The sequence below is a fragment of the Actinoplanes sp. NPDC049598 genome (assembly GCF_040675435.1).
Classification (GTDB): domain Bacteria; phylum Actinomycetota; class Actinomycetes; order Mycobacteriales; family Micromonosporaceae; genus Actinoplanes.
The window spans coordinates 83,980-107,170 of the sequence record NZ_JBFAOX010000005.1 but is presented as its reverse complement, the minus strand read 5'-3'; the positions used below and the strand labels follow the sequence as shown (position 1 = coordinate 107,170).

Sequence of the window (23,191 nt, the reverse complement as noted above, 5' to 3'; positions counted from 1 at the left end):
TTTAAACCTTTCGCTGCGCTCGTCCGTACCTCTGGTCACCGGTGCCGCCCCCACGGCACCCGTGGCGAGGGGAGTTCCTCAAGATGCAGCGCAGACGGATCGCCGTGGCGGCGGCGGTCGTGGTAGCGGCCGGGGCAGCGGTGGCCTTCACCCTGCCTTCCATGGCCGATACCACGCCGTCCGGCGACAAGCCGAAGGCCAGTGGTGACGCGAAGTCGCGGATCGTCGCGGCCATGCAGCGTGACCTCGGGCTGGACGGTGATCAGGCGGCGGCTCGCCTGCAGCGGTCGAAGTGGGCGAGCGGGGTGACCGCGCGGCTGTCCGCGGCGACCGGCTCCAGCTTCGGTGGCGCCTGGCTGGCCACCGACGGCAACACGCTGAAGGTGGCGGTGACCACCAAGGCCGCCGAGGCCGCGGTGCGTGCGGCCGGGGCCGAGCCGGTGCGGGTCGAGCGCAGCGAGCAGACCCTGGTCACGGCCAAGGAGAAGCTGGACAACGCCGACGCCAGCAGCAACGGCCTGACCGGCTGGTACGTGGATGTCGCGACGAACAAGCTCGTCGTGGTGGCCAAGCCGGGCCGGCAGGCCGCGGCCAAGAAGCTGGCCAAGGCGGCCGGCGTCGGGGCCGGCACCTACAAGGTGATCACCAGCTCGGCCCAGCCGAAGCCGCTGTTCGACGTCCGGGGCGCCGACCCGTACTTCATCGCGGTCGACGGCGGCACCGCCCGCTGCTCGATCGGCTTCTCGGTCGAGGGCGGCTTCGTGACCGCCGGGCACTGCGGCACGGTCGGCGACACCACGACCGGCTTCAACCAGCAGGCGCAGGGCACGGTCCGCGCGTCCACCTTCCCGGGCGACGCCGACATGGGCTTCGTCGAGGTGAACGGGGACTGGACGCCGCGCGCGGTGGTCAACGACTTCGAGGGCAACGAGCTGCCGGTCGCCGGTAACGCCGAGGCCCCGGTCGGCGCGGCGGTCTGCCGCTCCGGCTCCACCACCGGCACCCGCTGCGGCACGATCCTGGCCAAGAACCAGACCGTGGTCTACCCGGAGGGCGCGGTCACCGGCCTGACCCGGACCAACGTCTGCGCCGAGGGCGGCGACTCCGGTGGCCCGTGGCTCTCCGGCGACCAGGCCCAGGGTGTCACCTCGGGCGGGTCGGGCGACTGCACCGTCGGCGGCGAGACGTTCTTCCAGCCGGTCAACGAGATCCTCGCGGCCGACGACCTCACGCTGGTGACCAGCGGCGGCGCGGCCGAGGCGCCGCCCGCCGAGGCCGCGGGCGCCTGCGACGACCAGGCTGTGCAGCGCAGCGGCTCGTTGCAGTCCCGGACAGCGCAGGCCCAGCCGAACGGCGGGGCCTTCCGGGCCAACGCCGGGCAGCAGACGGCCTGCCTGAGCGCGCCCGACGGCGCCGACTTCGACCTGGTGCTGCAGCGGCTCACCAACCGCGGCTTCCGCACGGTGGCCAGCGCCACCGGTGAGGGTGACAAGACGCTGAGCTTCAACGGGCGGTCCGGCACCTACCGGTACGTCGTGGCGGCCACCGCGGGCAGCGGCGAGTACACGCTGGGCTTCAGCACCCCGTGACGCGCGGCGCCACCCCACCCTGCCGGGGTGGCGACCGCACTTGATGCCGGAGGAGCCGTACGGCTCCTCCGGCTCTTTTTCAGTCCTTGTTCTCGCGGAGGGCGCCGACCGCGTCGGAGAGCTGGCACCCGGTGGCGATGCCGCAGATCACGACCTGGTCGAGCTGCTCCGGGGTGACCCCACGCTCCCAGTCGGCGATGACCTCGCCCACCACGTTCACGGTGCCGTCGTCCGAGACGTGCACGTACGCCTTCGGCCAGAGCTGATCGTGGTTCCAGGCGTTGCAGAACTCGTAGAGGCGGACCACGTCCTCCATGCCGAAGACGTGCTGGACCATGGCCCGGATCTGGAGCATCTCCTGCTGCTCGCCGATCCGGAAGAAATAGATCAGGTTGCCCTGGAAGTTCCCGCCGATGTCGCCGTCGGCGTCGGTGAAGTAGGTGAAGCCGCGCGCGTCGAGCGCGGCGGTGATGAGTTCCTGAGTCAGCGGCTGCACCTGTCGATCTTAGGTCGGCTCCGGTGCGCCTCCGGGATTCATGAGCGTCGCGGCGTTACGGTGTGACCATGGCGGGCCGCTCCTCTCCGGCGAGCCGGGGTCGCGCCGCGTCCACGTCGCGCGGCGCCGCGACCAGTCGTGCCCGTCAACCGGCCGCGCGCCAGCCCGCCCGGCAGCCGGCCCGCAAGTCCACCCGGCCCGCGGCCCGCGCCCGTACGGCCAGCCGCGCCCGCCCCACCCTGGGGGCGGCGATCGCCACCGGTCTCGGCCGGGGTCTCGGCGCGCTGTGGATGGGGGCCGCGCACGGCGTCGGCTGGGCCGCCCGCGGCGTCGGCCGGCAGGCCGCCACGGCCAAGGAGATCGACCCGGAGCACCGCCGCGACGGCGCCGGCCTGCTCATGCTCGGCCTGGCCATCCTGATCAGCGTGGCCGTCTGGGCCAACGGGGCCGGCCCGGTCGGCCGCTGGCTGGCCGACTCGGTGCACCTGTTCTTCGGCGGGCTGGCCGTGCTGCTGCCGTTGCTGCTGCTCTACGGGGCGGTCCGGCTCATGCGCAAGCCGGCCGATCCCGAGCACCGCGGCCGCTCGCTGGTCGGCTGGAGCGCGATCATCATCGCCACCGCCGCCCTGCTGCACATCTCCTCGCACCCGGGCAACGACGAGATCTCCCGGGCCGGGGGCCTGCTCGGCTACGGGTTCGGCGCGCTGCTCGAACGGGCGGTGACGGCCTGGGTCGCCGTACCGCTGCTGGTCCTGCTCTTCGTCTTCGGCCTGCTGGTCATCACGGCGACACCGATCAACAAGATCCCCGAGCGGATCATGCTGCTCGTCGACACCCTCACCGGGCGGTCGACCGAGCGCGACCCGCTACCCATGCCCGACCTGCCCGAGCTGGACGACGAGGATCTCGACGCGGAGGAGCCACCGAAGAAGCGCCGCCCCTCGCGCCGCCGGCAGGGCTCGCTGGCCGACATCGGCCTGGCCGATCCCGCGGAGGAGCCGGTCGCCGAGGAGGACGACTTCCTCCTGCACGACACGATCGTGGTGCCCAAGGTGCCGGCGTCGCGGAAGAAGCCGGAGCCACCGGAGCACACCCCGGACCCGCCGACCCGGGCCGAGCAGCTCGAGATCACCTCGGTCGAGGGCGACTACCGGCTGCCGCCGCCGACGCTGCTCGGCAAGGGCGCCCCGGCCAAGTCCCGCAGCCGGGCCAACGACGAGATCATGGCCGCCCTCACCGGCGTCTTCGAGCAGTTCAACGTCGACGCGGTGGTCACCGGCTTCACCCGCGGCCCGACCGTCACCCGCTACGAGGTCGAGGTCGGCCCGGGCGTCAAGGTCGAGCGGATCACCCAGCTGTCGCGCAACATCGCCTACGCGGTGAAGTCGCCCGACGTGCGCATCCTGAGCCCGATCCCGGGCAAGAGCGCGGTCGGCGTCGAGATCCCGAACACCGACCCGGAGAACGTGTCGCTGGGTGACGTGCTGCGCTCGCGGGCCGCCACCGCCGACCACCACCCGATGCTGGTCGCCCTGGGCAAGGACATCGAGGGCGGCTTCGTGGTGGCCAACCTGGCCAAGATGCCGCACATCCTGATCGCCGGCGCGACCGGCGCCGGCAAGAGCTCCTGCCTCAACTCGCTGCTGGTGTCGTTGCTGACCCGCTCGACCCCGGACGAGGTACGGCTGCTGCTGGTCGACCCCAAGCGGGTGGAGATGACCGCCTACGAGGGCATCCCGCACCTCGTCACGCCGATCATCACCAACCCCAAGAAGGCGGCCGACGCGCTCGAGTGGGTCGTGCGCGAGATGGACATGCGCTACGACGACCTCGCGGCCAACGGCGTACGCCACATCGACGACTTCAACCGCAAGGTGCGCAACGGCGAGATCACCGCGCCGCCCGGCAGCGAGCGCGTGATGAAGCCGTACCCCTACCTTCTGGTGATCATCGACGAGCTGGCCGACCTCATGATGGTCGCCCCGCGCGACGTGGAGGACTCGGTCGTCCGCATCACCCAGCTGGCCCGCGCGGCCGGCATCCACCTGGTGCTGGCCACCCAGCGGCCGTCGGTCGACGTGGTCACCGGCCTGATCAAGGCCAACGTCCCGTCCCGGCTCGCCTTCGCGACCTCGTCGCTGGCCGACAGCCGGGTCATCCTCGACCAGCCGGGCGCGGAGAAGCTGCTCGGCCGGGGCGACGGCCTGTTCCTGCCGATGGGCGCGTCCAAGCCGGTCCGCATCCAGGGCGCGTGGGTCGACGAGAAGGAGATCCACGACGTCGTCAAGTTCTGCAAGGACCAGCGCGAGCCCGAGTTCCGCGAGGACGTCACCGAGGTCCCGCAGAGCAAGAAGAAGCAGATCGACGAGGAGATCGGCGACGACCTGGAGCTGCTGATCCAGGCCATCGAGCTGGTCGTGACCAGCCAGTTCGGCTCGACCTCGATGCTTCAGCGCAAGTTGCGGGTCGGCTTCGCCAAGGCCGGGCGCCTCATGGACCTCATGGAGACCCGCGGCATCGTCGGGCCGTCCGAGGGCAGCAAGGCCCGCGACGTCCTGATCAAGCCGGACGAGCTCGAGGAAGCCCTCGCGTCCCTCCGTCTCGACGACTGAACGACCGGCTCCGGAACGAAGGCCTCGCTGAGCAGGCGGTAGCCGACGATGATCAGGGCGGCCAGCATGAAGGTGGCCGGGACGACGGTGGGCAGCATCAGCGAGTTCCAGCCGAAGAGATAGGGCTCGTACGACAGCAGCGAGCTCGCCTGCACCAGCAGCACCACGTACCAGAGGCGCGGGCGGTAGACGACCAGGATCAGCGTCATCACGTCGGCCAGGTAGAAATAGCGCTCGTGCATGCCCGGCAGCGCGAACGGCACCAGGATCGAGAAGAGCGCGGCCGCGGTGACCATCCGCTCCGGGGTCATCTTGCAGGCCCGGGCGACCAGGACGTAGAGCACGCCGACGACCAGCGCCGCACAGAACAGATAGCCGAGCATCCGTACGGTGTCCTCGCGCGTCGTGGCCGGGATGAAGGCGAAGACGTTCGGGGCCCGCAGGCTGAGCTCGGGCACGTTGCGGGCCTGGCGGCTCATGTCGTAGATCGTGAGCAGCTCGAGCGGGTTGCGCCCGAACGCGATGGCCGGCAGGTCGAGCACGAGGAAGGCGGCGGGCGCGGCCAGGAGCGTACGCCACTTGATGTGCCCGGAGAGCGCGAGCAGCGCGACCACCGGAAGGATGAACAGGCCCTGGGGTTTGATCGCGACCGCGACCCCGCACAGGGCGACACCCCACCACGGCTTGTCCCGCAACAGGAAGTAGACACCGGCGAGCGCCGCCCCGGCCCACGCCGCGTCCATCTGGCCGTAGAACGACGAGTTGATCGCCACGGTCGGCAGCAGCACCATGACCAGCGCCGCCGCGATCGGGATCCGGCTGCCCGGCCACCGCAGGGCGACCGTCTTGTAGGTGAAGAAGGCGAGGATGACGTCGAAGACGATCCACAGCGCCTTGACCTTGAAGATCAGCGGCCCCGGCAGGTAGAGGGCGACCGCCAGTAGGTAGACGAACGGCGCGTTGTAATTGCCGATCTCGGTGCCGATGCCCCGCCAGCCGCCGGCCCGGCCGAGCTGGTTGTGCCACTGACGGAAGATGTTCATGTCGTTGGTCATTTCGGGCAGCGACACCCAGCGGATCAGGATGGCGAGCACGACGAGGGCCGCCAGGAGCAGCGCTTCCGCCTGCGGCGAGGGCTTCTGAGCTTTAGGCATGGTGCTCGGGGGTACGGTCGCCGGGTTAACGGAAGGTGAACTAAGGGTGAACGAAAGTGCGGGCGGCCGCAGCGCCCGGCCGCCCGGTAACCTTGTCGCGTGTCGGTAACCCCTTCCTCCTCCCGCCGTGTCGCCCTGCTCACCCTCGGATGCGCCCGTAACGAGGTCGACTCGGAAGAGCTCGCCGCGCGCCTCGACGCCGGCGGCTGGGAGATCAGCACGGACGCCGACGGCGCCGACGTGGTGCTCGTCAACACGTGCGGCTTCGTCGAAAAGGCCAAGCAGGACTCGATCGAGACCCTGCTCGCGGCGGCCGACACCGGGGCCAAGGTGGTCGCCGCCGGCTGCATGGCCGAGCGGTACGGGCGCGAGCTGGCCGAGAGCCTGCCCGAGGCCCAGGCGGTGCTCGGCTTCGACGACTACACCGACATCGCGGCCCGGCTCGACGGCGTGCTGGCCGGGGAGCGCTTCGACGCGCACACCCCGCGCGACCGCCGTGAGCTGCTGCCGATCACACCCGTGCAGCGCCAGGCCAGCAAGGTGGTCGTCCCCGGCCACGCCACGGTCGACGAGCACACCCCGGCCCACCTGCGCACGGTGCTGCGCCGCCGGCTCGACAGCGGCCCGGTGGCCAGCCTCAAGCTGGCCAGCGGCTGTGACCGCCGGTGCGCGTTCTGCGCGATCCCGGCCTTCCGCGGCGCCTTCGTCTCCCGTGACCCGCAGGAGCTGCTGGCCGAGGCCGAGTGGCTGGCCAAGTCGGGCGTGCGTGAGCTGGTGCTGGTCAGTGAGAACAGCACGTCGTACGGCAAGGATCTGGGCGACCCCCGCGCGCTGGAGAAGCTGCTGCCCCAGCTGGCCGCGGTCGACGGCATCGTCCGGGTCCGCGCGAGCTACCTGCAGCCGGCCGAGACCCGCCCCGGCCTGGTCGAGGTGATCGCCACCACCCCGGGCGTCGCGCCCTACTACGACCTGTCCTTCCAGCACTCCAGCGAGCCCGTGCTGCGCCGCATGCGCCGCTTCGGCTCCACCGAGAAATTCCTCGACCTGCTCGCCTCGGCCCGCAAGCTCGCGCCCGAGACCGGGGCTCGCAGCAACTTCATCGTCGGCTTCCCGGGCGAGACCAAGCAGGATGTCGACGAGCTGGTCCGGTTCCTGTCCGAGGCCCGGCTCGACGCGATCGGCGTCTTCGACTACAGCGACGAGGACGGCACCGAGGCGGCCGGCTTCGACGACAAGATCAAGGTCAAGGAAGACACCATCAAGCGGCGGTACGACCGTCTCGTCACCCTGGCCGACGAGCTGTGCAACCAGAGGGCCGAGGAGCGCCTGGGCTCGACGGTGGAGGTGCTGGTCGACTCGGTGGCCGACGGCGAGATCGAGGGCCGGGCCGAGCACCAGGCGCCCGAGGTCGACGGCTCGACCACGCTGGTGGCCGGCCCCGAGGGCGTCGACCTGGCCGCGCTCAAGCCGGGCGATCTGGTGCGGGCCCGGGTGACCGGCACCGAGGGCGTCGACCTGGTGGCCGTGCCGGTTCAGATGATCTCCGCGGCGCCGGTGTCCCAGCGGTGACCGACGAGCCGGTTCCGGCGGCCGCGCCGCGGGTGGTGTCGCTCTACAACCCGGCGAACATCCTCACGGCCGTCCGGATCGTGCTCGTGCCGGTCTTCGTGGCCATCGTGGTCGCCTCCGACCTGACCGGGACGGGCCAGCGGATCGCCGCCTGCCTCGTGTTCTGCGTGGCCTCGGCGACCGACTTCGTGGACGGGTGGATCGCCCGGCGCTGGTCGCTGGTCACCTCGTTCGGCAAGATCGCCGATCCGATCGCCGACAAGGCCCTGACCGGCACGGCGCTGGTCCTGCTCTCCGCCTACGACCGGCTGCCGTGCTGGGTCACCGTGCTCATCCTGGCCCGGGAGTGGGGCATCACGGCCCTGCGGTTCTGGGTGATCCGGTACGGCATCATCCCGGCCAGCCGCGGCGGCAAGCTCAAGACGGTCCTGCAGATCGCCGCGATCGCCTGGTACCTGTGGCCGGTGCCCGAGCCGTTCGACGTGGTCGGCGTCTGGCTGATGGGCGCGGCGCTGGTGGTGACCGTGGTGACCGGTGCGGATTATGTGATCGCCGCTCTCCGGCTGCGCCGGGACGCCCGGAAAAAGGGCTCTTAGACTGTATGTGTGGTTACTCCTGACGTAGCGGCCGCGGCGGCGGTGCACCGGCTGGTCGATCGGCACCAGACGCTGGCCACGGCCGAGTCCCTCACCGGGGGCCTGATCGCCTCCACCGTGGTCGAGATTCCGGGGGTCAGCGCGGTCTACCGCGGCGGCGTGGTCGTCTACGCCACCGACCTCAAGCACGCGCTGGCCGGCGTGCCGCAGGAGCTGCTCGACGAGCGCGGCCCGGTCGACCCGGACGTGGCGCTCGAGCTGGCCCGGGGCGTGCGCGAGCGCTGCTCGGCCGACTGGGGCGTGGCGACCACCGGAGTGGCCGGCCCCGAGCCGCAGGACGGCAAGCCGGTCGGCCTCGTCTACGTGGCGGTCGCCGGGCCGGACGGGGCGACGGTGCGCGAGCTGAAACTCGAGGGAAACCGGGCCGCCATCCGGACGGAAAGTGTGACGAGCGCACTACAACTGCTCGCAGACTGTCTCCAGGAAGCCTCAGCACCGTCCTGAGCTGGGGAATGTTTCTTCGATACCGATAGTTGCACGAGAGTCCCGCTGCGGGGCTGCCCCAGAATTCGGCGGGGCGGTATGTCGGCCTGGTCGGCAGCGGGTACGGTTGCGGGAAGCCTCCGGCGTATGCCGGCGGCCTCGCCGCAGGAGGAGGTGCCATGGTCCTGCTACGCCGGGTTATCGGCGACGCACTGAGGGCGCGCCGGCAGGGGCAGCACCGCACGCTGCGCGAGGTCTCCACCGCCGCGAACGTCAGTCTCGGTTATCTCTCCGAGATCGAGCGCGGTCAGAAGGAAGCCTCCAGCGAGCTGCTCGCCGCCATCTGCGATGCGCTCGGCGCTCGTCTCTCCGAGCTTCTGAGCGAGGTCAGCGGCACGCTGTCGCTCGCCGAGGGCATGGAGGGCGTGCTGGTGCCGGTCGATGAAGAGAAGCAGAAGGCGCTGTCGGTGTCGGTCCGCCACGAGACGCCCCTCAAGGCGACTCTGCGGACGACCAGAAAGCCCAAGCGCGACGTCGTGTACGCCGCCTGATCCCTTCGAAAATAAACGAGCCGGGCTGCCCATGCGGGTGGTCCGGCTTTTCCTGTTCTCCACCGCGCGTGCCCGTTTTTCCGGCCCCCCTCCGGGATCGACCCTGACGTGCCGGTGCGCGTAGCCTTCAAGCGTGGGGGAGACCCTGAGATCCCCCCGAGGTCACGTGACGCCGGTGGCGTCGAGCTGTCACGATGGCATTCAACGCCATCGCGACAGCTCCTCGATCTGCGTCGGTGGCGGACCGATTGAGCGACATTGAGGGGATACCGCGAGATGGCGAATCCGTTCGTCAAGGGCTGGCGTTACATGATGGCGCTCTTCGGCGCGAAAATTGACGAGTACGCCGATCCGAAGGTCCAGATCCAGCAGGCCATCGAGGACGCGCAGCGCCAACACCAGGCCCTTGTGCAGCAGGCCGCGGCGGTGATCGGCAACCAGCGTCAGCTGGAGATGAAGCTGTCCCGCCAGATGTCCGAAGTCGAGAAGCTTCAAGGCATGGCGCGGCAGGCGCTGGTGCTGGCCGACCGGGCCCGGGCCGGCGGTGACGAGGCCGAGGCCCAGAAATACGAGTCCACCGCCCAGACGCTCGCCACCCAGCTGGTCTCCGGCGAGCAGTCGATGGAGGACCTGAAGACCCTGCACGACCAGGCGCTCTCGGCGGCCGGTCAGGCCCGCAAGGCGGTCGAGAACAACGCGATGGTGCTCCAGCAGCGCATCGGCGAGCGTTCCCGGCTGCTCAGCCAGCTCGAGCAGGCCAAGATGCAGGAGACGGTGGCCAAGTCGCTCGAGTCCATGTCGTCGCTCGCCGCGCCCGGCAACACGCCGTCGCTGGACGAGGTCCGCGACAAGATCGAGCGGCGGTACGCGGATGCCATGGGCCGCGCCGAGCTCGCGTCCAACTCGGTCGAGGGCCGCATGCTCGAGGTGCAGAAGAGCAGCCTCGACATGGCCGGCTCGTCCCGGCTCGAGCAGATCCGGGCCAGCATGGCGGGCGACAAGCTCGCCGGCCCGGCCGCGCAGCCGGCGGTCGAGCAGGCCGCCCAGCCCGCGTCCGACCCGGCCAGCGTGGCCCGGCTCGACGAGATCCGGGCCAGCATGAACCAGAAGCGCGGGGACTCGAGCGCCGCCGGCTGACAAGTGCGTCAAGGGGAGGACGACGGTGGACGAGCGGAGCAAGTACTTCCGCCGGCTCAAGCGACTTCGTAACTCGGCACGCCGCTGGAGCGTGCTCGGTGGTGGCCTCGCCGCGGCCACCGCCGTCCTCACCCCGTACTCAGGCATCGGCGTCGTCGACGCCGTCTGGGCCGGCGCGGCCGGTGGCTCGGTCGCCCTGGCCTGGTGGCGGTGGAGCGATCACCGCGCGCTGGCCGCCACCCCCGCCCCGCCCGCGCCCGACCCGGCGCTGGCCGGCACGAAACTCACGGCCGCGATCGAGCGCTTCCCGGCCGGCCGGACGGTCCTGCACGAGGTCCGCCGGCAGAAGAACAGGTACGCCCTGCGCGGCTCGGCGATCACCCAGGCCTGGGACAGGCTCGACCGGGCGTCGTCCACTTTGACCGGTCTGGCCGGACGGCTCACCGGCCCCGGCGAGGGCGCGCTGCTGGAGGCCGCGGTCTCCGAGCAGTGGCTGCGCGACCTCGGCCAGCGGGTGGCCAGCGTCGAGCGGGCGCTTCCGCTGAGCCCGGCCGGGCAGCGGGCGAGCCTGGAGGAGTCACACGCGTCGCTGGCCCAGCAGTTCGCCGAGGGCGTCGACGCGTACGAGCGGATGGTCGCGGCCGCCGCGGCCTACGTGGCCGAGGACGGCCACCCGGTCACCGAGGGCGCCCACCCGGCCTTCAACTCGCTGATCGACGCCACCGACCGGCTGCGGGGCCTGGCCGAGGGGCTCTCCGAGCTCAAGCGTCCGTCCTCGTCTGGCAGCGCGGGCACCAATAGGTGATCCGCTCGCCCTTCTCGTCCTTCTGGATCGCGGCGCCGCACTTGCGGCAGGGCTGCGCCCGCCGCCCGTAGACGTAGCTCGTCTCGCCCCGCCGTAACGCCCCGGTCGTGGTCTGGGTCCAGCGGCCGCGGTTGGAGGCGACCAGCTTCTGCGCGAGCCGCACCATCCCGTCCAGATCCTTCACCCGGCTCACCGGCGTCCACGGCCACACTCCACGCAGGAACAGCGTCTCGGCCTTGTAGAGGTTGCCGACGCCGGCCAGGTTGCGCTGGTCGAGCAGCGCCTCGGCGATCGTCACGTCCGGCTTGGCGGCGATGCGCCGGACCGCCTCGGCCTCGTCCCAGTCGGCGCCCAGCAGATCGGGCCCGAGATGCCCGAGCATGCGCTCCTCATCGGCGGTGGGCAGCAGCGCCAGCTCGTGCAGGTGATAGCCCACGGCGACCGCGCGCGCGGTCTTCAACACCACGCGGATCAGGTGCGCCGGGCGGCCGGTCCATCTTTCCCCCGGCTTGTACGCCCGCCAGGCGCCGTCCATCCGCAGGTGGGAATGCAGTGTCAGCGGCTTCTCGCCCTCCCGGGTCAGCCGCAGCAGCAGATGCTTGCCGCGGCTGGCCGACTCGGCCACCGTCCATCCGCTCAGGTTGGTGGTGGCCAGCTGCGGCACCCGAAAGTCGGAGCCGGTCAGCACGTCACCGACCAGGGCCCGCTCGATCACGCGGGCAGTGTTCCAGACGGTGTCGCCTTCGGGCATGCCTCAATCCTGCCTCGCCGGCGGCCCCAGTAAACCGATCATCGCCGTCTCGTGCACCGGGGTACCTCGGCCGGGTCGACGCCGGCCAGCCTCGTCGAAGGCGCGCAGCGCTCGGCTAGCGGGCTGCGACCCGCACGATGTCTCCCGGCCGAACCGACAGCACGACCACAGCCCGCCCGTTGTTCACCGCGATCGAAGCCCGGCCGGCCGAGTCCTCGAAGACCAGGAGCTCGCCCTGGCCCACATCGGCAAAAGTGGCACCTCGCCGCGCGTTGACCGTCCCGTTCACGACCAGGTCACCGCTGAGGCCGCGCAGGGCCTCGCCGTCCGCCGCGAGCTGCACGTTGCCGAAGCGGTCGACCGTCATCACCTCGGCCTCGAGCCAGCCGTCGCCGATCGACACGACCGGGGCGGGCAGCCGGACCAGGCTGCGCGGCTCGACCGCCGGGCCGGCCTCGGCGAGCGGCGCCCCGGCCGCGATCCGGGCCGCGGCCGGCGAGAACAGGTCGCGGCCGTGGAAGGTGCGCGAGACGTCACCGAGGAACCAGTCCTTGTTGGTCAGCTCGTGGGCCTCGGTCACGCCACCGAGCGCCTCGGCCGCCCAGATCAGCAGCCCGTTGTCCGGCCCGACCAGGGCCCCGTCGGGGGTGCCGATCGCCACTGCGCGGCGGGCCGTGCCGACGCCGGGGTCGACCACGGCCAGATGGACGCTGGGCGGCAGGTGCGGCGCCGTCTGCGCGAGCACGGCCGCGCCGCGGGCCACGTCGGCCGGCGGCACGTGGTGGGTCACGTCGATGACGCGCACGTCGGGGGCGATGCGCGCGATCGATCCGTGGCACGCCGCGACGAAGCCGTCGAACGTCCCGTAATCGGTGGTGAAGCTGATCCATCCATACCCGGCCATGGTGGGAAACGTTACTGCCCCGGCCCGGATCGTAGGTGGATCTGGCAGGGTTGGATTCATGCGTCTCGTGATCTTCACCGAGCCCCAGCAGGGGGCGAGCTACACCGACCTGTTGAAGGTCGCGCAAACCGCCGAGGCGAGCGGTTTCGACGGCTTCTTCCGCTCCGACCACTTCCTCACCATGGGCGGCGACGGGCGGCCCGGCCCGACCGACGCCTGGGTGACGCTGGGCGCGCTGGCCGTGCAGACCTCCACCATCCGGCTGGGCACGCTGGTCACCTCGGCCACGTTCCGGCTGCCGGGCCCGCTGGCCATCGCCGTGGCCCAGATCGACGCGATGAGCGGCGGCCGCGTCGAGTTCGGGCTGGGCGGCGGCTGGTTCGAGGCCGAGCACAAGGCCTACGGCATCCCGTTCCCGCCGGTGGGTGAGCGGTTCGACCGCCTCGAGGAGCAGCTCGAGATCATCACCGGTCTGTGGGGCACGCCGCTCGGCCAGACCTTCGACTTCGACGGCAAGCACTACCAGGTCTCCGATTCGCCCGGTCTGCCCAAGCCGGTGCAGTCGCCCCGCCCGCCGGTGATCATCGGCGGTCACGGCAAGAAGCGCACCCCGTCGCTGGCGGCCCGCTTCGCCGACGAGTTCAACGTCCCCTTCTCGAAGATCAAGGACATTCCCGAGCTGTACGACCGTGTGCGCGCGGCCAGCGAGGCAGTCGGCCGGTCGACGCCACCGGCGTTCTCGGCCGCCGCGGTCCTGTGCGTGGGCCGCGACGACGCCGAGGTCCGCCGCCGGGCCGCCGCGATCGGCCGCGAGGTCGACGAGATGCGCGAGAACGGCGGCATCGTCGGCACCCCGGCCGAGGTCGTCGAGACCATCAAGCAGTACGGGGCCGCGGGCGCTACCCGCCTCTTCCTGCAGGTGCTGGACCTCAGCGACCTCGACCACGTCGAACTGGTCGCCTCCGAGGTGGCGCCGAAGCTCTGACCTTCACGGGCCGGCCCATCACCGGGCCGGCCCACGAAGTCAGCCTCCCGCTCTCGCCACGGGCAGCATGGTTCTGACCATGGCCGGTGGGGTGGCGAAGTAGGCCATAGCATCGCGGCCCTCGGACCATTCGACCGCCGGCGCGACCACCCGGTACTGGCGGGGGCCGGGGAACCGCGGCCGGAAGGTGAACCGGCCGTCCCCGCGGGCGAAGGTGGCGGCCACGGTCTGCCACGCCGTGCCGTTCCACGACTGAAGACGCAGCAGCCGGCCGGTGTCGTCGTTCTCGATGATTGCGCAGGGGCCGAGGTCGCAGGCCCGCGTCGTGTTGACCGACTTGCCGGTGACGGTCAGGTAGCCCCCGGCCGCGACCGTCTTCGGGACGGTGGCCGTGACCTTCGTGCCGTGAACGAACGTCGCGACGAATCCGGTGGCCGTCCACTCGTTGGGCACGGTTCGCACCGCGATCCAGTACGGTTTGGCCCGGTCGGCCGGAAGGACGAACGACGTCTCGGCGATCGGCTCGGTCACCAGGTCGAAATACAGGGAGAAGGTGGCCCAGGTGGCCATCGGCCAGTATCGCGGTGGATCAGCGGCCGGCACGTCGAGCGGATCGCCGGGCGAGGTGTCCACGGCGGCCTCGCCGGCCCGCCAGCTGTAGAGCAGGGTGCCGTCCTCGCGGGGCACCACCGACGTGATCACCGGCGCCGGCATCCCGCTGACGTCGAAGACCGGCGACAGGCCGGCCTCGCTGACGACGGCCCCGTTCTCGTCGATCACCGACACCGCGACCCGCAGATCGCCGGCGGGAAGCTGGCGGAGGTCCGGCAATCCGCTCGTGTTCGGCCGGCCCGCCTCGACGGTCAAGGTGGACACCAGCTCAGTGGGATCATCCGCCCGCACCACGTCGACCCGGTTGCGGACGTCCCCGATCTCGGTCCAGGTGACCACGACCACCTCGTACGCGGGGGAGGCCCAGGCCACGGTCACGTCGCCCGGGGCCGGCTCGACCGGCGCGAACAGCGCCCCCGGCCCGGCCAGAGCCAGCACGGCAACGAGATTTCCCAGCATGGCTGTCCTCCTAGCCGCCGGTCATCCTGTGGCCCCGCCGGCGGCGGCCGGCCAGGGCGAGGAACGCGCCCAGGGCGACCAGCGCGGCGCCCGCGACGGCGATGCCGGCGATCGGCGCGCCGGTGATCGGGAGACCGCCACCGCCACCGCCACCGCCACCGCCACCGCCACCGCTGCCGCCACCGCTGCCGCCGTCACCCGGACTCCCGCCACCGGTCGCGGACGGGCCGGCCTTGACCGCCGCCGGGGACGTGGCGAAGTACGCGTAGGCCTGATGGTCGGCGTCGACCCAGTTGATCGCGGCGGCGACCACTCGATAGTCGCCCGGGCCGGGGAACTTCAGGCTGAAGGTGAACTTGCCGTCCCGGCGGGCGCGGGTGGTCGCCACGGTCTGCCAGGCCCCGTCGTCGCCGGCGCGTGACTCGAGTCGGAGCGGGCGCCCGGCGTCGTCGTTCTCCACAACCCAGCACGGGCCGGGATCGCAGGCGCGCGTCGTGTTGATCGACTTGCCGGTGACGGTCAGCTTGCCGCCGGCCGCGACCTTCTTCGGGAACGTGGCGCCGACCCTGGTGCCGCGGACGAAGGCGGCGGTGAAGCCCCCGTGCCCCCATTCGTTGGGTTCGGAGCGCACGCCCACGTAGTACGGCTTCTCGCGGTCGGCTGGGACCACGAACGACGTCGCCGTGCTCGGCTCGGCCAGATCCTCGTAGTCGTTGAAGTAGAGGATCGACGCCACCGGCGTGAACCGCGGCGGATCCCCGGCCGGCACGTCGAGCGGATCGTCGGGCGTGGTGTCCTCGACCGGCGTCCCCGCCCGCCAGCTGAACCGGACCGAGCCGTCCTCCCGCGGCACCACCGACTCCATCACCGGACCGGGCAGCGGGGCCGAGTCGAACACCACCGACCGCCCCGGCTCGCTGATCGGGGCATCGTCGGAGCCGATCGCCGTCACCGTGACCCGCACGTCCTCGGAAAGCCCCGGATAGCCGGGCAGCGCGCTCCGATTGGGCTGACCGGCCTCGACGATGAACGGGGCGATCGCGGTCGCCGTGCCGTCGGGCTTGACCACGTCGACCCGGTCACGGAAGTCCCCCGTCTCGTCCCAGGTGACCACAATCTCGTTGTGCGCGGACGACGTCCACGCCACGGTCACCTCGGTGGGAGCGGGCTCGGTAGGCGCAATCAGCGCCGAGGGCACACCGGCGACCGGCCCGGCCAGCGCCAGCACAGCGACCAAGTTCCCCAACATGGCGGCAGACGATAGACCTCTGTCGACATGTCCGGCTGTCCCATTGCACAGACAGCACAAACACCCGTGCCGTACGCGAATCGGCCCCGCACATCGTGCGAGGCCGATCCCGTTTCACGCCGTTCGTCAGGCGCTGAAGGTCGTCTTCTTCCGGCGGAGCCGGCCGCTGAGGAAGAACGCTGCCCCGAGGACGAGCAGCAGCCCACCGGCCACCGAGATCCAGACGACCGGCGCGCCGGTGACCGGCAGGCCGCCGTCTCCGCCACCAGTGCCGCCCGTGCCGGGCTCGGCGCCGCCGGGTTGGTCACCGCCGGGTTGGTCACCGCCGCCGGGCTGGTCACCGGGGTTGCCGCCGCCGGGGTTGCCGCCGCCGGTGGCTGGGCCGGTCACCGTGGTCGCCGCGGTGGCGAACGGGGCCTGCGCCGCTTTGCCGCTGTTGCCGACGATCACCGGCGCGACCACGCGGTAGTCGCGGGTGCCGGGGAAGGCCACGCTGAAGGTGAACTTGCCGACCTGCCCGGCGCGGGTCGTGGCCACGGGCTGCCACGCCGCCCCGGCGCCGGTGCGCGACTCGAGACGAAGCGAGCGGCCCTCGTCGCCCCACTCGTCGACCCTGCAGATCGACAGCCGCTCGCAGACCAACTGCATTCTCGTAGCCGTGCCGGTGACGGTCAGCTTGCCGCCCACGGCGACGGTCTCGGGGAAGGCCGCCGCGACCCGCGAGTCCGCCACCTCGGCGTAACTCGAGTTCGGCGGGAACACGGCCTGCTGCTCGGCGAACGACCACTCGTTCACGGCGTGCGCTCCCACGCTGGCGTAGTAGGTGATCGGCCCGGGGAACACATGGGTGGTCGCCGTGCTCGCCTTGGCCACCGACTCGGGGGAGCCGCCGCCGAAGATGAGCGGCTCGAACAGCGGCGGGTCCTCGGCGGGCACGTCGAGCGGGTCGCCCGGTGTGGGGTCGGCCACGGTCTTGCCGGGCGTCCACTTGAGCTCGACCTTCCCGTCCTCGCGCGGAGTCACGGTGGTGATGACCGGCGCCGGCGGCCCGTCCGTGTCGAACACCGGCGAATACGCGACCTCGCTGATCACCGCGCCGGCCGCGTCGACCACCGACACCGCGTACGCCCAGTCGTGCCCTTCCTCGAGGCCGTTGAAGGGGTCCCGGGCCTTGACCACGAGCCGGTTCGGCTGACCCGGCTCGACGATCTTCTTGGCCAGCAAGGTGCCCGGGGCGCCCGCCTGGGTCACGGCGACCTGGTTCCGGGTGTCACCGGTCTCGTCCCAGGTGACGGCGAACTCGTCGTGTGCGGGCGAGGTCCACGCCACGGTGACTTTCGTCGGAGCGGGCTCGGTCGGCGCCTTCAGCGCCACTGGCATACCGGCAGCGGGCGCGGCCAGCGCCAGCGCCACGAAAAGGTTTCCCAACACGGCCGCAGACGATAATCAGGAACATCACCGCCCGCTGTCCCGCCGCGCAAAACGCGCAAAGCGGCTCAGGCCCAGTCAGGCGCCGTCTAACCTCGCAGGCGCCGTTTAACCTCGCAGGCGCAACCCCCTCGGCGTGGCCCGGAAGCCGGCCGCGGTCAGGGCGTCGCGCAGCGGCGACGCGTGAACCGACTCGCCGTCGGCCCGTTCGACCGACATGACACCGAGGGCGCCCGAGCGCACCGACGCCGCCAGGGACTGGCCGGCCGCGATGAGCAGCTCGGGGTCGTCCACGAAGGACAGCAGGGTGCGGCCGCCGCGCTCGACGTAGAGGACCAGCTCGCCGCCGACCAGCACGGTCAGGGCGCCCGCCTTGCGGCCGGGGCGGTGGCCGGCCTTGACGCCGGGCTCGCCGTCGCCGCTGTCGATGACCCGCTCGGGCCAGGGCAGGGCCGCGCCGTACGGGTTGGCCGGGTCGGTCGCGGCCAGCACCAGGGCGGCCGGGCCGGTGCGTTTGGCCAGCTCGGCCGGCTCGGCCAGGGCGCGCAGCCGGTCGACCGCGCCCGGCACCGCGAACTGGGCCGCGCCCAGCCCCTCGACGAAGTAGCCACGGCGGGCCGCGCCGCGCTCCTCCAGGGCGCCCAGCACCGGGTAGACGGCCGCGAAGCCACCGGTCACGCCCTCGGCCATGACCGCGCCCCGGGTGACAACGCCGTGCCGCTCGAGCAGCAGGTCGGCCAAGGCGGCCGCGCGCCGGGTCGGGTCGAGGTCGCGCTCGGGCAGGCGGGACCAGCGGCCAGCCATGTTGGGCGGGCCACCGCGGGCGGGCATGGCCACCCGGCCGGGCCGGCGGTAGCGGGAGCGGGCCGGGGCGGCGGCCTTGGCCTTGTGGGCGCCGCTGCCGCCGAGCAGCGCGCGCAGCGGGGCGAGGGTGTCGTTGGTGAGCTGACCGGCCCACACCAGATCCCACACCGCGCCGGCCAGGGCGGCGTCGTCGGTCGAGCGCACCCGGTCGGACAGCGACCGGAAGAACAGCGCCTGGCCGTCGCCGAGCGCCTCCAGCACCTCCTGATGCAGCGGCGTCAGCGCGAGCTCGTCGTCGGCCGGGGGCAGCAGCAGGGGAGCGCTGTCGGCGTAGACCAGCGAGACCCACCCGTCGTTGCTGCCGATCGAGCCGGAGCCGGCCCACAGCACCTCGCCGCTGGCGCACAGCTCGTCCAGTTGCGGCGGGGTGTAGTCGGCGACCCGGGCCGGCAGCACCAGCCTCTCCCAAGCCGAGGCCGGCACCGCGATGCCCTGGAGCTGCTCGATCGAGGCGGCCAGGGCGTCGATGCCGCGGGCGTTGCCGCCGATCTGGTGCCAGCGCGGCAGGAACGCGGCCAGCACCCGCGGCGGCACCGGCTCGATCTCGCGGCGCAATGCGGCCAGCGACCGGCGCCGCAGCATGCGCAGCACCTCGGCGTCGCACCACTCGGTGCCGGCGCCGCCCGGGGAGAACTCGCCCGAGGTGACCCGGCCGGTGGCGCTCAGCCTTTTCAGCGCCTGCTCGACCACGAAGACGCCCAGCCCGAAGCGGGCCGCGCAGGTCGCCGCGAGGAACGGGCCGTGGGTGCGCGCATACCGCGCGACCAGGTCGCCCAGCGGGTCGGCGACCGACGCCAGGTAGGCCTCGGGCAGGCCGACGGGCAGGGCCACGCCGAGCGCGTCGCGGAAGCGGCCGGCATCGTCGATGCCGATCCAGCGCTCCTCGCCGGCGACCCGGATCCGGATGGCCCGACGCGCCGACTCCAAGGTGGACAGCCATGCCTCCTCGACGCCGCGCACCGCGAGCTCGGTCGGGGACAGGTCGCCCAGCAGCCGCAGCAGCTCGGCCGCGTCCTCCGCGTCGCGCGGCTGGCGCTGCGTGGTCAGCCACTGGAGCTGGGCCTCGGTCTCGCCGACGACCTCGGGGTCGAGCAGCTCGCGCAGGTCGACCCGGCCCAGCAGCTCGCCCAGCAGCGTCGAGTCGAGGGCCAGCGCGGCCGCCCGCCGCTCGGCCAGGGGCGCGTCCCCTTCATAAAGGAAGGCGCCGACATAGCCGAAGAGCAGCGACCGGGCGAAGGGCGACGGGCGCGGGGTCTCGACCTCGACCAGTCGCACCTTGCGGCCCGCCACCTCGCGCATCAGGCCGACCAGGCCGGGCACGTCGAAGACGTCCTGCAGGCACTCGCGGGCCGCCTCCAGCGTGACCGGGAAGTCGGCGAACTCGCGGGCCACGTCGAGCAGCTGCGCCGAACGCTGCCGCTGCTGCCAAAGAGGTTGGCGCCGTCGCGGGTCGCGCCGCGGCAGCAGCAGCGAGCGGGCCGCGCACTCGCGGAAACGGGAGGCGAACAGCGCCGAGGTGCCGACCGACTCCTCGACCAGCTGGGCGATCTCCTCGGGGTCGAAGGCCACCAGGTCGGCCCCGGGCGGCTCCTCGGCGGTGTCGGGCAGCCGCACCACGATGCCGTCGTCGGAGGGCATGACGGCGCCGTCCACCCCGTACCGCTCGGCCAGCCGGCGGCCGATGGCCAGCGCCCAGGGCGCGTTGACCTTGGCGCCGAGCACACAGTGGACCGTCATCCGCCAGTCGCCGAGCTCGTCGCGGAAGCGCTCGACCACGATGGTGCGGTCGTCCGGCAGGTTGCGGGTGGCCTCACGCTGCTCGCGCAGATAGGCCAGCAGGTTGTTGGCGGCCCACTCGTCGAGGCCGGTCTCGCGTAGCGCCGTGGTCGCCTTCTCGTCGCTGGCCCGGGTCAGCGTGCGCAGCTGGGCGCCGATGGCCCGGCCCAGCTCGATCGGCCGGCCCGGCGAGTCGCCCTTCCAGAACGGCATCTTGGCCGGCGCGCCGGGCGCGGGGGAGACCAGCACCCGGTCGGGCGTGATGTCCTCGATGCGCCACGAGGTCGAGCCGAGCAGGAAGACGTCGCCCACCCGCGACTCGTACACCATCTCCTCGTCGAGCTCGCCGACCCGCGACGCGCGCTCCGAGCCGGCCAGGAAGACGCCGAACATGCCCCGGTCGGGGATGGTGCCGCCGCTGGTCACGGCGAGCCGCTGGGCGCCGGGGCGGCCGGTCAGCTCGTCGGTGCCGCGGTCCCAGACGAGCCGGGGCCGCAGCTCGGCGAAGGCGGTGGAGGGATAGCGCCCGGAAAGCATGTCGAGCACCGCGTGTAGCGCCGAATCGGGCAGCTCGGCGAAGGGCGCGGCCCGCCGGATCAGCGCCGCGAGCTCGTCGACCTGCCACGCGTCGAGCGCGACCATGGCCACGATCTGCTGGGCCAGCACGTCGAGCGGGTTGCGCGGGTAGCGCAGCTCCTCGATCGCGCCGGCGCTCATCCGGTCGGCCACGACCGCGCACGAGACCAGGTCGCCGCGGTGCTTGGGGAAGACCACGCCGCGGGAGACGGCGCCGACCTGGTGACCGGCCCGGCCGATGCGCTGCAGGCCGGCCGCGACCGAGGGCGGGGCCTCGATCTGCACGACCAGGTCGACCGCGCCCATGTCGATGCCCAGCTCGAGGCTCGAGGTCGCCACCACGGCGGGCAGCGCGCCGGATTTCAGCGCCTCCTCGATCTGCTTGCGCTCCTCGCGCGAGACGCTGCCGTGGTGGGCCCGGGCCACCACCGGCGGCGCCCCGCCGGCCTGCCCGGCCTGGGCCATCACCTGCGCCGGGGGCTGCTTGGGCTCGGCCGGCTCGACGCCGGCGCGCTCGGCCGCCAGCTCGTTGATGCGGGCGCAGAGGCGCTCGGCGCCGCGCCGCGAATTGGTGAAGACGATGGTCGAGCGGTGGGCCTCGATGAGGTCGAGCACCCGCTCCTCGACGGCGGGCCAGATGGACGGCGTGTGCCGCCCGGCGCCCGGATCGTCGAGATCGGTGTCGGGCACCTCGTCGAGGCGTGTCATGTCCTCGACCGGGACCTCGACCGAGACCTCGATGGTCTTGCTGGCCGGGGGCTGGACGATCTCGACGTCGTGCGCGCCACCCAGGAAACGGGCGGTCTCGTCGATCGGCCGCACGGTGGCCGACAGGCCGATGCGCTGGGCCGGTCGATCGAGCAGCCCGTCGAGCCGCTCGAGCGAGAGCGCGAGGTGGGCGCCGCGCTTGGTCGCGGCCACCGCGTGCACCTCGTCGATGATCACCGTCTCGACACCGCGCAGGGAGTCGCGCGCGGCCGAGGTGAGCAGCAGGAACAACGACTCGGGGGTGGTGATCAGAATGTCCGGCGGGGTGCGCTGGAAGAGCCGCCGCTCGTCGGCCGGGGTGTCGCCGGTCCGCATGCCGACGGTGATGTCGGGCGGCGGGACGCCGAGCCGGCCCGAGGCCTGGCGGATGCCGGTCAGCGGCGCCCGCAGGTTGCGCTCGACGTCGACCGCGAGCGCCTTGAGCGGGCTGACGTAGAGCACGCGGCAGCGCCGGCGCGGATCCTCGGGCACCGGCTCGTGGGCGAGCCGGTCGAGCGACCAGAGGAAGGCGGCCAGCGTCTTGCCGGAACCGGTGGGCGCGACCACGAGGGCGTTGCGGCCGGCGCCGACGGCCTGCCACGCGCCGGCCTGGGCGGTGGTGGGCGCGGCGAAGGCCGCCGTGAACCACTCTCGCGTGGCCGGCCCGAACTGTTCCAGCACTTTCTGCACAGCACCATGCTCCCTCGGGGGTACGACAAAAACGCGCCGGACGATGGCGTAGGTCACGCGGCGGGGGATATATATGGACGCCAGTCGAAGAGGAGGCCCCGTGACCCCACTCGCGCGCCTCGCCGCCGCGGCGGCCGTACTGGCCACGACCGCGCTCGGCGCCACCCCCGCCCAAGCCGCCCCCACCAGCGGATACGTCCGCCTGGCCCACCTCTCGCCGGACACTCCGGCGGTCGACGTCTACCTCAAATCGGACACCAACGCCGTCAAGCCGCAGACGTTCCGCGCCGTCGCGTACGGGGACATGTCGCAATATCTGCGGCTGCCCACCGGGACGTACCAGGTCGCCATGCGCAAGGCCGGCGCCCCCGCCACCGAGGACCCGGTGATCACGACCGAGGTCGGCGTGGCCGGCAACGGCGCCTACACGGTGGCCGGCGTGGGCCGCTTCGCCGACCTGGGCCTGCGCATCATCAAGGACGATCTCCAGCTGCCCGACGCCGGCAAGTCCAAGGTTCGCATCATCCAGGCCTCGGTGAAGGCCCCCGTCCTCAACGTGGCCGGCAAGAACGGCACCAAGATCGCCGACAACGTCCAGTTCGCCACCACAACGGCCTACCGCGAGGTCAATCCCGGCAGCTGGAGCGTCCGCGTGGTCCCCGCCGGCGGCGGCCGCACGAGCGAGCTGCCCTGCACCCTCGGCGCCGGCAGCGTCTACTCGCTGATCGTCCTCGACGACCAGTCCGGCGGCCTGAAACCCCAGCTCCACGTCGACGCCGAACGCCAGGGCACCGTCCCGCTGGGCGGCGTCGCCACCGGTGAGGGCGGCACCGCCCCGAGGTCATCCCTGCCCGGCGCCCTGCTCGCCGCCGGCTTCGCCGCCTTGCTCATCGGCTCGGTCACGGCCGTCCTCCGCCGCCGGGCCCACTAGAGGTACGAGGTGACACCCGACCCGGCCGCGCCCGACCCGGCGGCGCCCGACCCGGCCGCGCTCGACCCGGCCGCGCTCGACCCGGCGGCGCCCGACCCGGCGGCGCCCGACCCGGCGGCGCCGGAGCTGGCCGCGCCGGAGCTGGCCGCGCCGGAGCTGGCCGCGCCGGAGCTGGCCGCGCCGGAGCTGGCCGCGCCGGAGCTGGCCGCGCCGGAGCTGGCCGCGCC

At 72.4% G+C, this 23,191-nt stretch carries 18 protein-coding genes and 1 pseudogene; 11 read left to right on the top strand and 8 right to left on the bottom strand.

What is annotated here, in order from left to right:
- The first annotated feature begins 83 nt into the window (after nucleotides 1-83).
- Nucleotides 84-1,589 carry a S1 family peptidase gene (locus AB0J66_RS13925; RefSeq protein WP_364659664.1) on the top strand — a complete coding sequence of 502 codons (1,506 nt, stop codon included), beginning with the start codon at nucleotides 84-86 and terminating at the stop codon, nucleotides 1,587-1,589.
- Between the two features lie 79 nt (nucleotides 1,590-1,668).
- Here the strand turns inward: AB0J66_RS13925 and AB0J66_RS13920 are convergent, their stop codons facing one another.
- Nucleotides 1,669-2,085: a YbjN domain-containing protein gene (locus AB0J66_RS13920; RefSeq protein WP_364659662.1), complete on the bottom strand. Its 417-nt coding sequence runs from the start codon at nucleotides 2,083-2,085 to the stop codon at nucleotides 1,669-1,671.
- 68 nt (nucleotides 2,086-2,153) lie between these two features.
- Between AB0J66_RS13920 and AB0J66_RS13915 the strand changes: the two genes are divergently transcribed.
- Nucleotides 2,154-4,697, top strand: coding sequence for a DNA translocase FtsK 4TM domain-containing protein (locus AB0J66_RS13915; RefSeq protein ID WP_364659660.1), 2,544 nt, complete (start codon nucleotides 2,154-2,156; stop codon nucleotides 4,695-4,697).
- A 272-nt stretch (nucleotides 4,698-4,969) separates the two neighbouring features.
- Here the strand turns inward: AB0J66_RS13915 and AB0J66_RS13910 are convergent.
- Nucleotides 4,970-5,740: pseudogene (locus AB0J66_RS13910) on the bottom strand (glycosyltransferase 87 family protein); the annotation flags it as partial.
- Nucleotides 5,741-5,950: 210 nt separating this feature from the next.
- On the opposite strand from AB0J66_RS13910, the gene rimO reads away from it, so the two are divergent.
- From rimO to AB0J66_RS13880, 6 genes are all read left to right on the top strand, one after another.
- A complete protein-coding gene (gene rimO / locus AB0J66_RS13905; RefSeq protein ID WP_364659658.1) occupies nucleotides 5,951-7,420 on the top strand; it encodes a 30S ribosomal protein S12 methylthiotransferase RimO in 1,470 nt (489 codons plus the stop codon).
- Nucleotides 7,417-8,016, top strand: coding sequence for a CDP-diacylglycerol--glycerol-3-phosphate 3-phosphatidyltransferase (gene pgsA, locus AB0J66_RS13900; protein WP_364659656.1), 600 nt, complete (start codon nucleotides 7,417-7,419; stop codon nucleotides 8,014-8,016). Before rimO ends, pgsA begins: the two co-directional genes overlap by 4 nt.
- 9 nt (nucleotides 8,017-8,025) lie before the next feature.
- A complete protein-coding gene (locus AB0J66_RS13895) occupies nucleotides 8,026-8,520 on the top strand; it encodes a CinA family protein (protein WP_364659654.1) in 495 nt (164 codons plus the stop codon).
- A gap of 158 nt (nucleotides 8,521-8,678) precedes the next feature.
- Nucleotides 8,679-9,050 carry a helix-turn-helix transcriptional regulator gene (locus tag AB0J66_RS13890; protein WP_097318554.1) on the top strand — a complete coding sequence of 124 codons (372 nt, stop codon included), beginning with the start codon at nucleotides 8,679-8,681 and terminating at the stop codon, nucleotides 9,048-9,050.
- Between the two features lie 276 nt (nucleotides 9,051-9,326).
- The gene (locus tag AB0J66_RS13885; protein ID WP_364659652.1) at nucleotides 9,327-10,187 is read left to right on the top strand and encodes a PspA/IM30 family protein; all 861 of its coding nucleotides are present in this window, start codon (nucleotides 9,327-9,329) and stop codon (nucleotides 10,185-10,187) included.
- 25 nt (nucleotides 10,188-10,212) lie between these two features.
- Nucleotides 10,213-10,992 (top strand): hypothetical protein, encoded by a 780-nt coding sequence (locus tag AB0J66_RS13880; protein ID WP_364659650.1) that lies wholly within the window; start codon nucleotides 10,213-10,215, stop codon nucleotides 10,990-10,992.
- Here the strand turns inward: AB0J66_RS13880 and AB0J66_RS13875 are convergent.
- The gene (locus AB0J66_RS13875; RefSeq protein ID WP_364659648.1) at nucleotides 10,949-11,743 is read right to left on the bottom strand and encodes a DNA-formamidopyrimidine glycosylase family protein; all 795 of its coding nucleotides are present in this window, start codon (nucleotides 11,741-11,743) and stop codon (nucleotides 10,949-10,951) included. The genes AB0J66_RS13880 and AB0J66_RS13875 overlap by 44 nt on opposite strands.
- Before the next feature lie 115 nt (nucleotides 11,744-11,858).
- The gene (locus tag AB0J66_RS13870; RefSeq protein WP_364659646.1) at nucleotides 11,859-12,647 is read right to left on the bottom strand and encodes an SAM-dependent chlorinase/fluorinase; all 789 of its coding nucleotides are present in this window, start codon (nucleotides 12,645-12,647) and stop codon (nucleotides 11,859-11,861) included.
- Between the two features lie 58 nt (nucleotides 12,648-12,705).
- On the opposite strand from AB0J66_RS13870, the gene AB0J66_RS13865 reads away from it, so the two are divergent.
- Nucleotides 12,706-13,632: a TIGR03560 family F420-dependent LLM class oxidoreductase gene (locus tag AB0J66_RS13865; RefSeq protein ID WP_364659644.1), complete on the top strand. Its 927-nt coding sequence runs from the start codon at nucleotides 12,706-12,708 to the stop codon at nucleotides 13,630-13,632.
- 39 nt (nucleotides 13,633-13,671) lie between these two features.
- On the opposite strand, the gene AB0J66_RS13860 is transcribed toward AB0J66_RS13865, so the two are convergent.
- The 4 genes from AB0J66_RS13860 to AB0J66_RS13845 form a co-directional block, all read right to left on the bottom strand.
- Nucleotides 13,672-14,703, bottom strand: coding sequence for a hypothetical protein (locus AB0J66_RS13860; protein ID WP_364659642.1), 1,032 nt, complete (start codon nucleotides 14,701-14,703; stop codon nucleotides 13,672-13,674).
- A gap of 10 nt (nucleotides 14,704-14,713) precedes the next feature.
- Entirely contained in the window at nucleotides 14,714-15,952 is a 1,239-nt protein-coding gene (locus AB0J66_RS13855; protein ID WP_364659640.1) for a hypothetical protein, read from the bottom strand.
- 126 nt (nucleotides 15,953-16,078) lie between these two features.
- Entirely contained in the window at nucleotides 16,079-17,383 is a 1,305-nt protein-coding gene (locus AB0J66_RS13850) for a hypothetical protein (protein WP_364659638.1), read from the bottom strand.
- 105 nt (nucleotides 17,384-17,488) lie between these two features.
- Entirely contained in the window at nucleotides 17,489-22,024 is a 4,536-nt protein-coding gene (locus AB0J66_RS13845; protein WP_364660239.1) for an ATP-dependent helicase, read from the bottom strand.
- 109 nt (nucleotides 22,025-22,133) lie between these two features.
- Here AB0J66_RS13845 and AB0J66_RS13840 point away from each other — a divergent pair, with 109 nt between their 5' ends.
- A complete protein-coding gene (locus AB0J66_RS13840; RefSeq protein ID WP_364659636.1) occupies nucleotides 22,134-22,964 on the top strand; it encodes a DUF4397 domain-containing protein in 831 nt (276 codons plus the stop codon).
- A 9-nt stretch (nucleotides 22,965-22,973) separates the two neighbouring features.
- Nucleotides 22,974-23,191 (top strand): hypothetical protein (locus AB0J66_RS13835; RefSeq protein WP_364659634.1); only part of this gene is annotated, 218 nt, incomplete at its 3' end.

Excerpts from the sequence above, each read along its gene's own strand:
- AB0J66_RS13925 (WP_364659664.1), top strand. The coding sequence starts at position 84 with ATGCAGCGCAGACGGATCGCCGTGGCGGCGGCGGTCGTGGTAGCGGCC.
- AB0J66_RS13915 (WP_364659660.1), top strand. The coding sequence starts at position 2,154 with ATGGCGGGCCGCTCCTCTCCGGCGAGCCGGGGTCGCGCCGCGTCCACG.
- AB0J66_RS13890 (WP_097318554.1), top strand. The coding sequence starts at position 8,679 with ATGGTCCTGCTACGCCGGGTTATCGGCGACGCACTGAGGGCGCGCCGG.
- AB0J66_RS13885 (WP_364659652.1), top strand. The coding sequence starts at position 9,327 with ATGGCGAATCCGTTCGTCAAGGGCTGGCGTTACATGATGGCGCTCTTC.
- AB0J66_RS13875 (WP_364659648.1), bottom strand. The coding sequence starts at position 11,743 with ATGCCCGAAGGCGACACCGTCTGGAACACTGCCCGCGTGATCGAGCGG.
- AB0J66_RS13870 (WP_364659646.1), bottom strand. The coding sequence starts at position 12,647 with ATGGCCGGGTATGGATGGATCAGCTTCACCACCGATTACGGGACGTTC.
- AB0J66_RS13865 (WP_364659644.1), top strand. The coding sequence starts at position 12,706 with ATGCGTCTCGTGATCTTCACCGAGCCCCAGCAGGGGGCGAGCTACACC.
- AB0J66_RS13860 (WP_364659642.1), bottom strand. The coding sequence starts at position 14,703 with ATGCTGGGAAATCTCGTTGCCGTGCTGGCTCTGGCCGGGCCGGGGGCG.
- AB0J66_RS13855 (WP_364659640.1), bottom strand. The coding sequence starts at position 15,952 with ATGTTGGGGAACTTGGTCGCTGTGCTGGCGCTGGCCGGGCCGGTCGCC.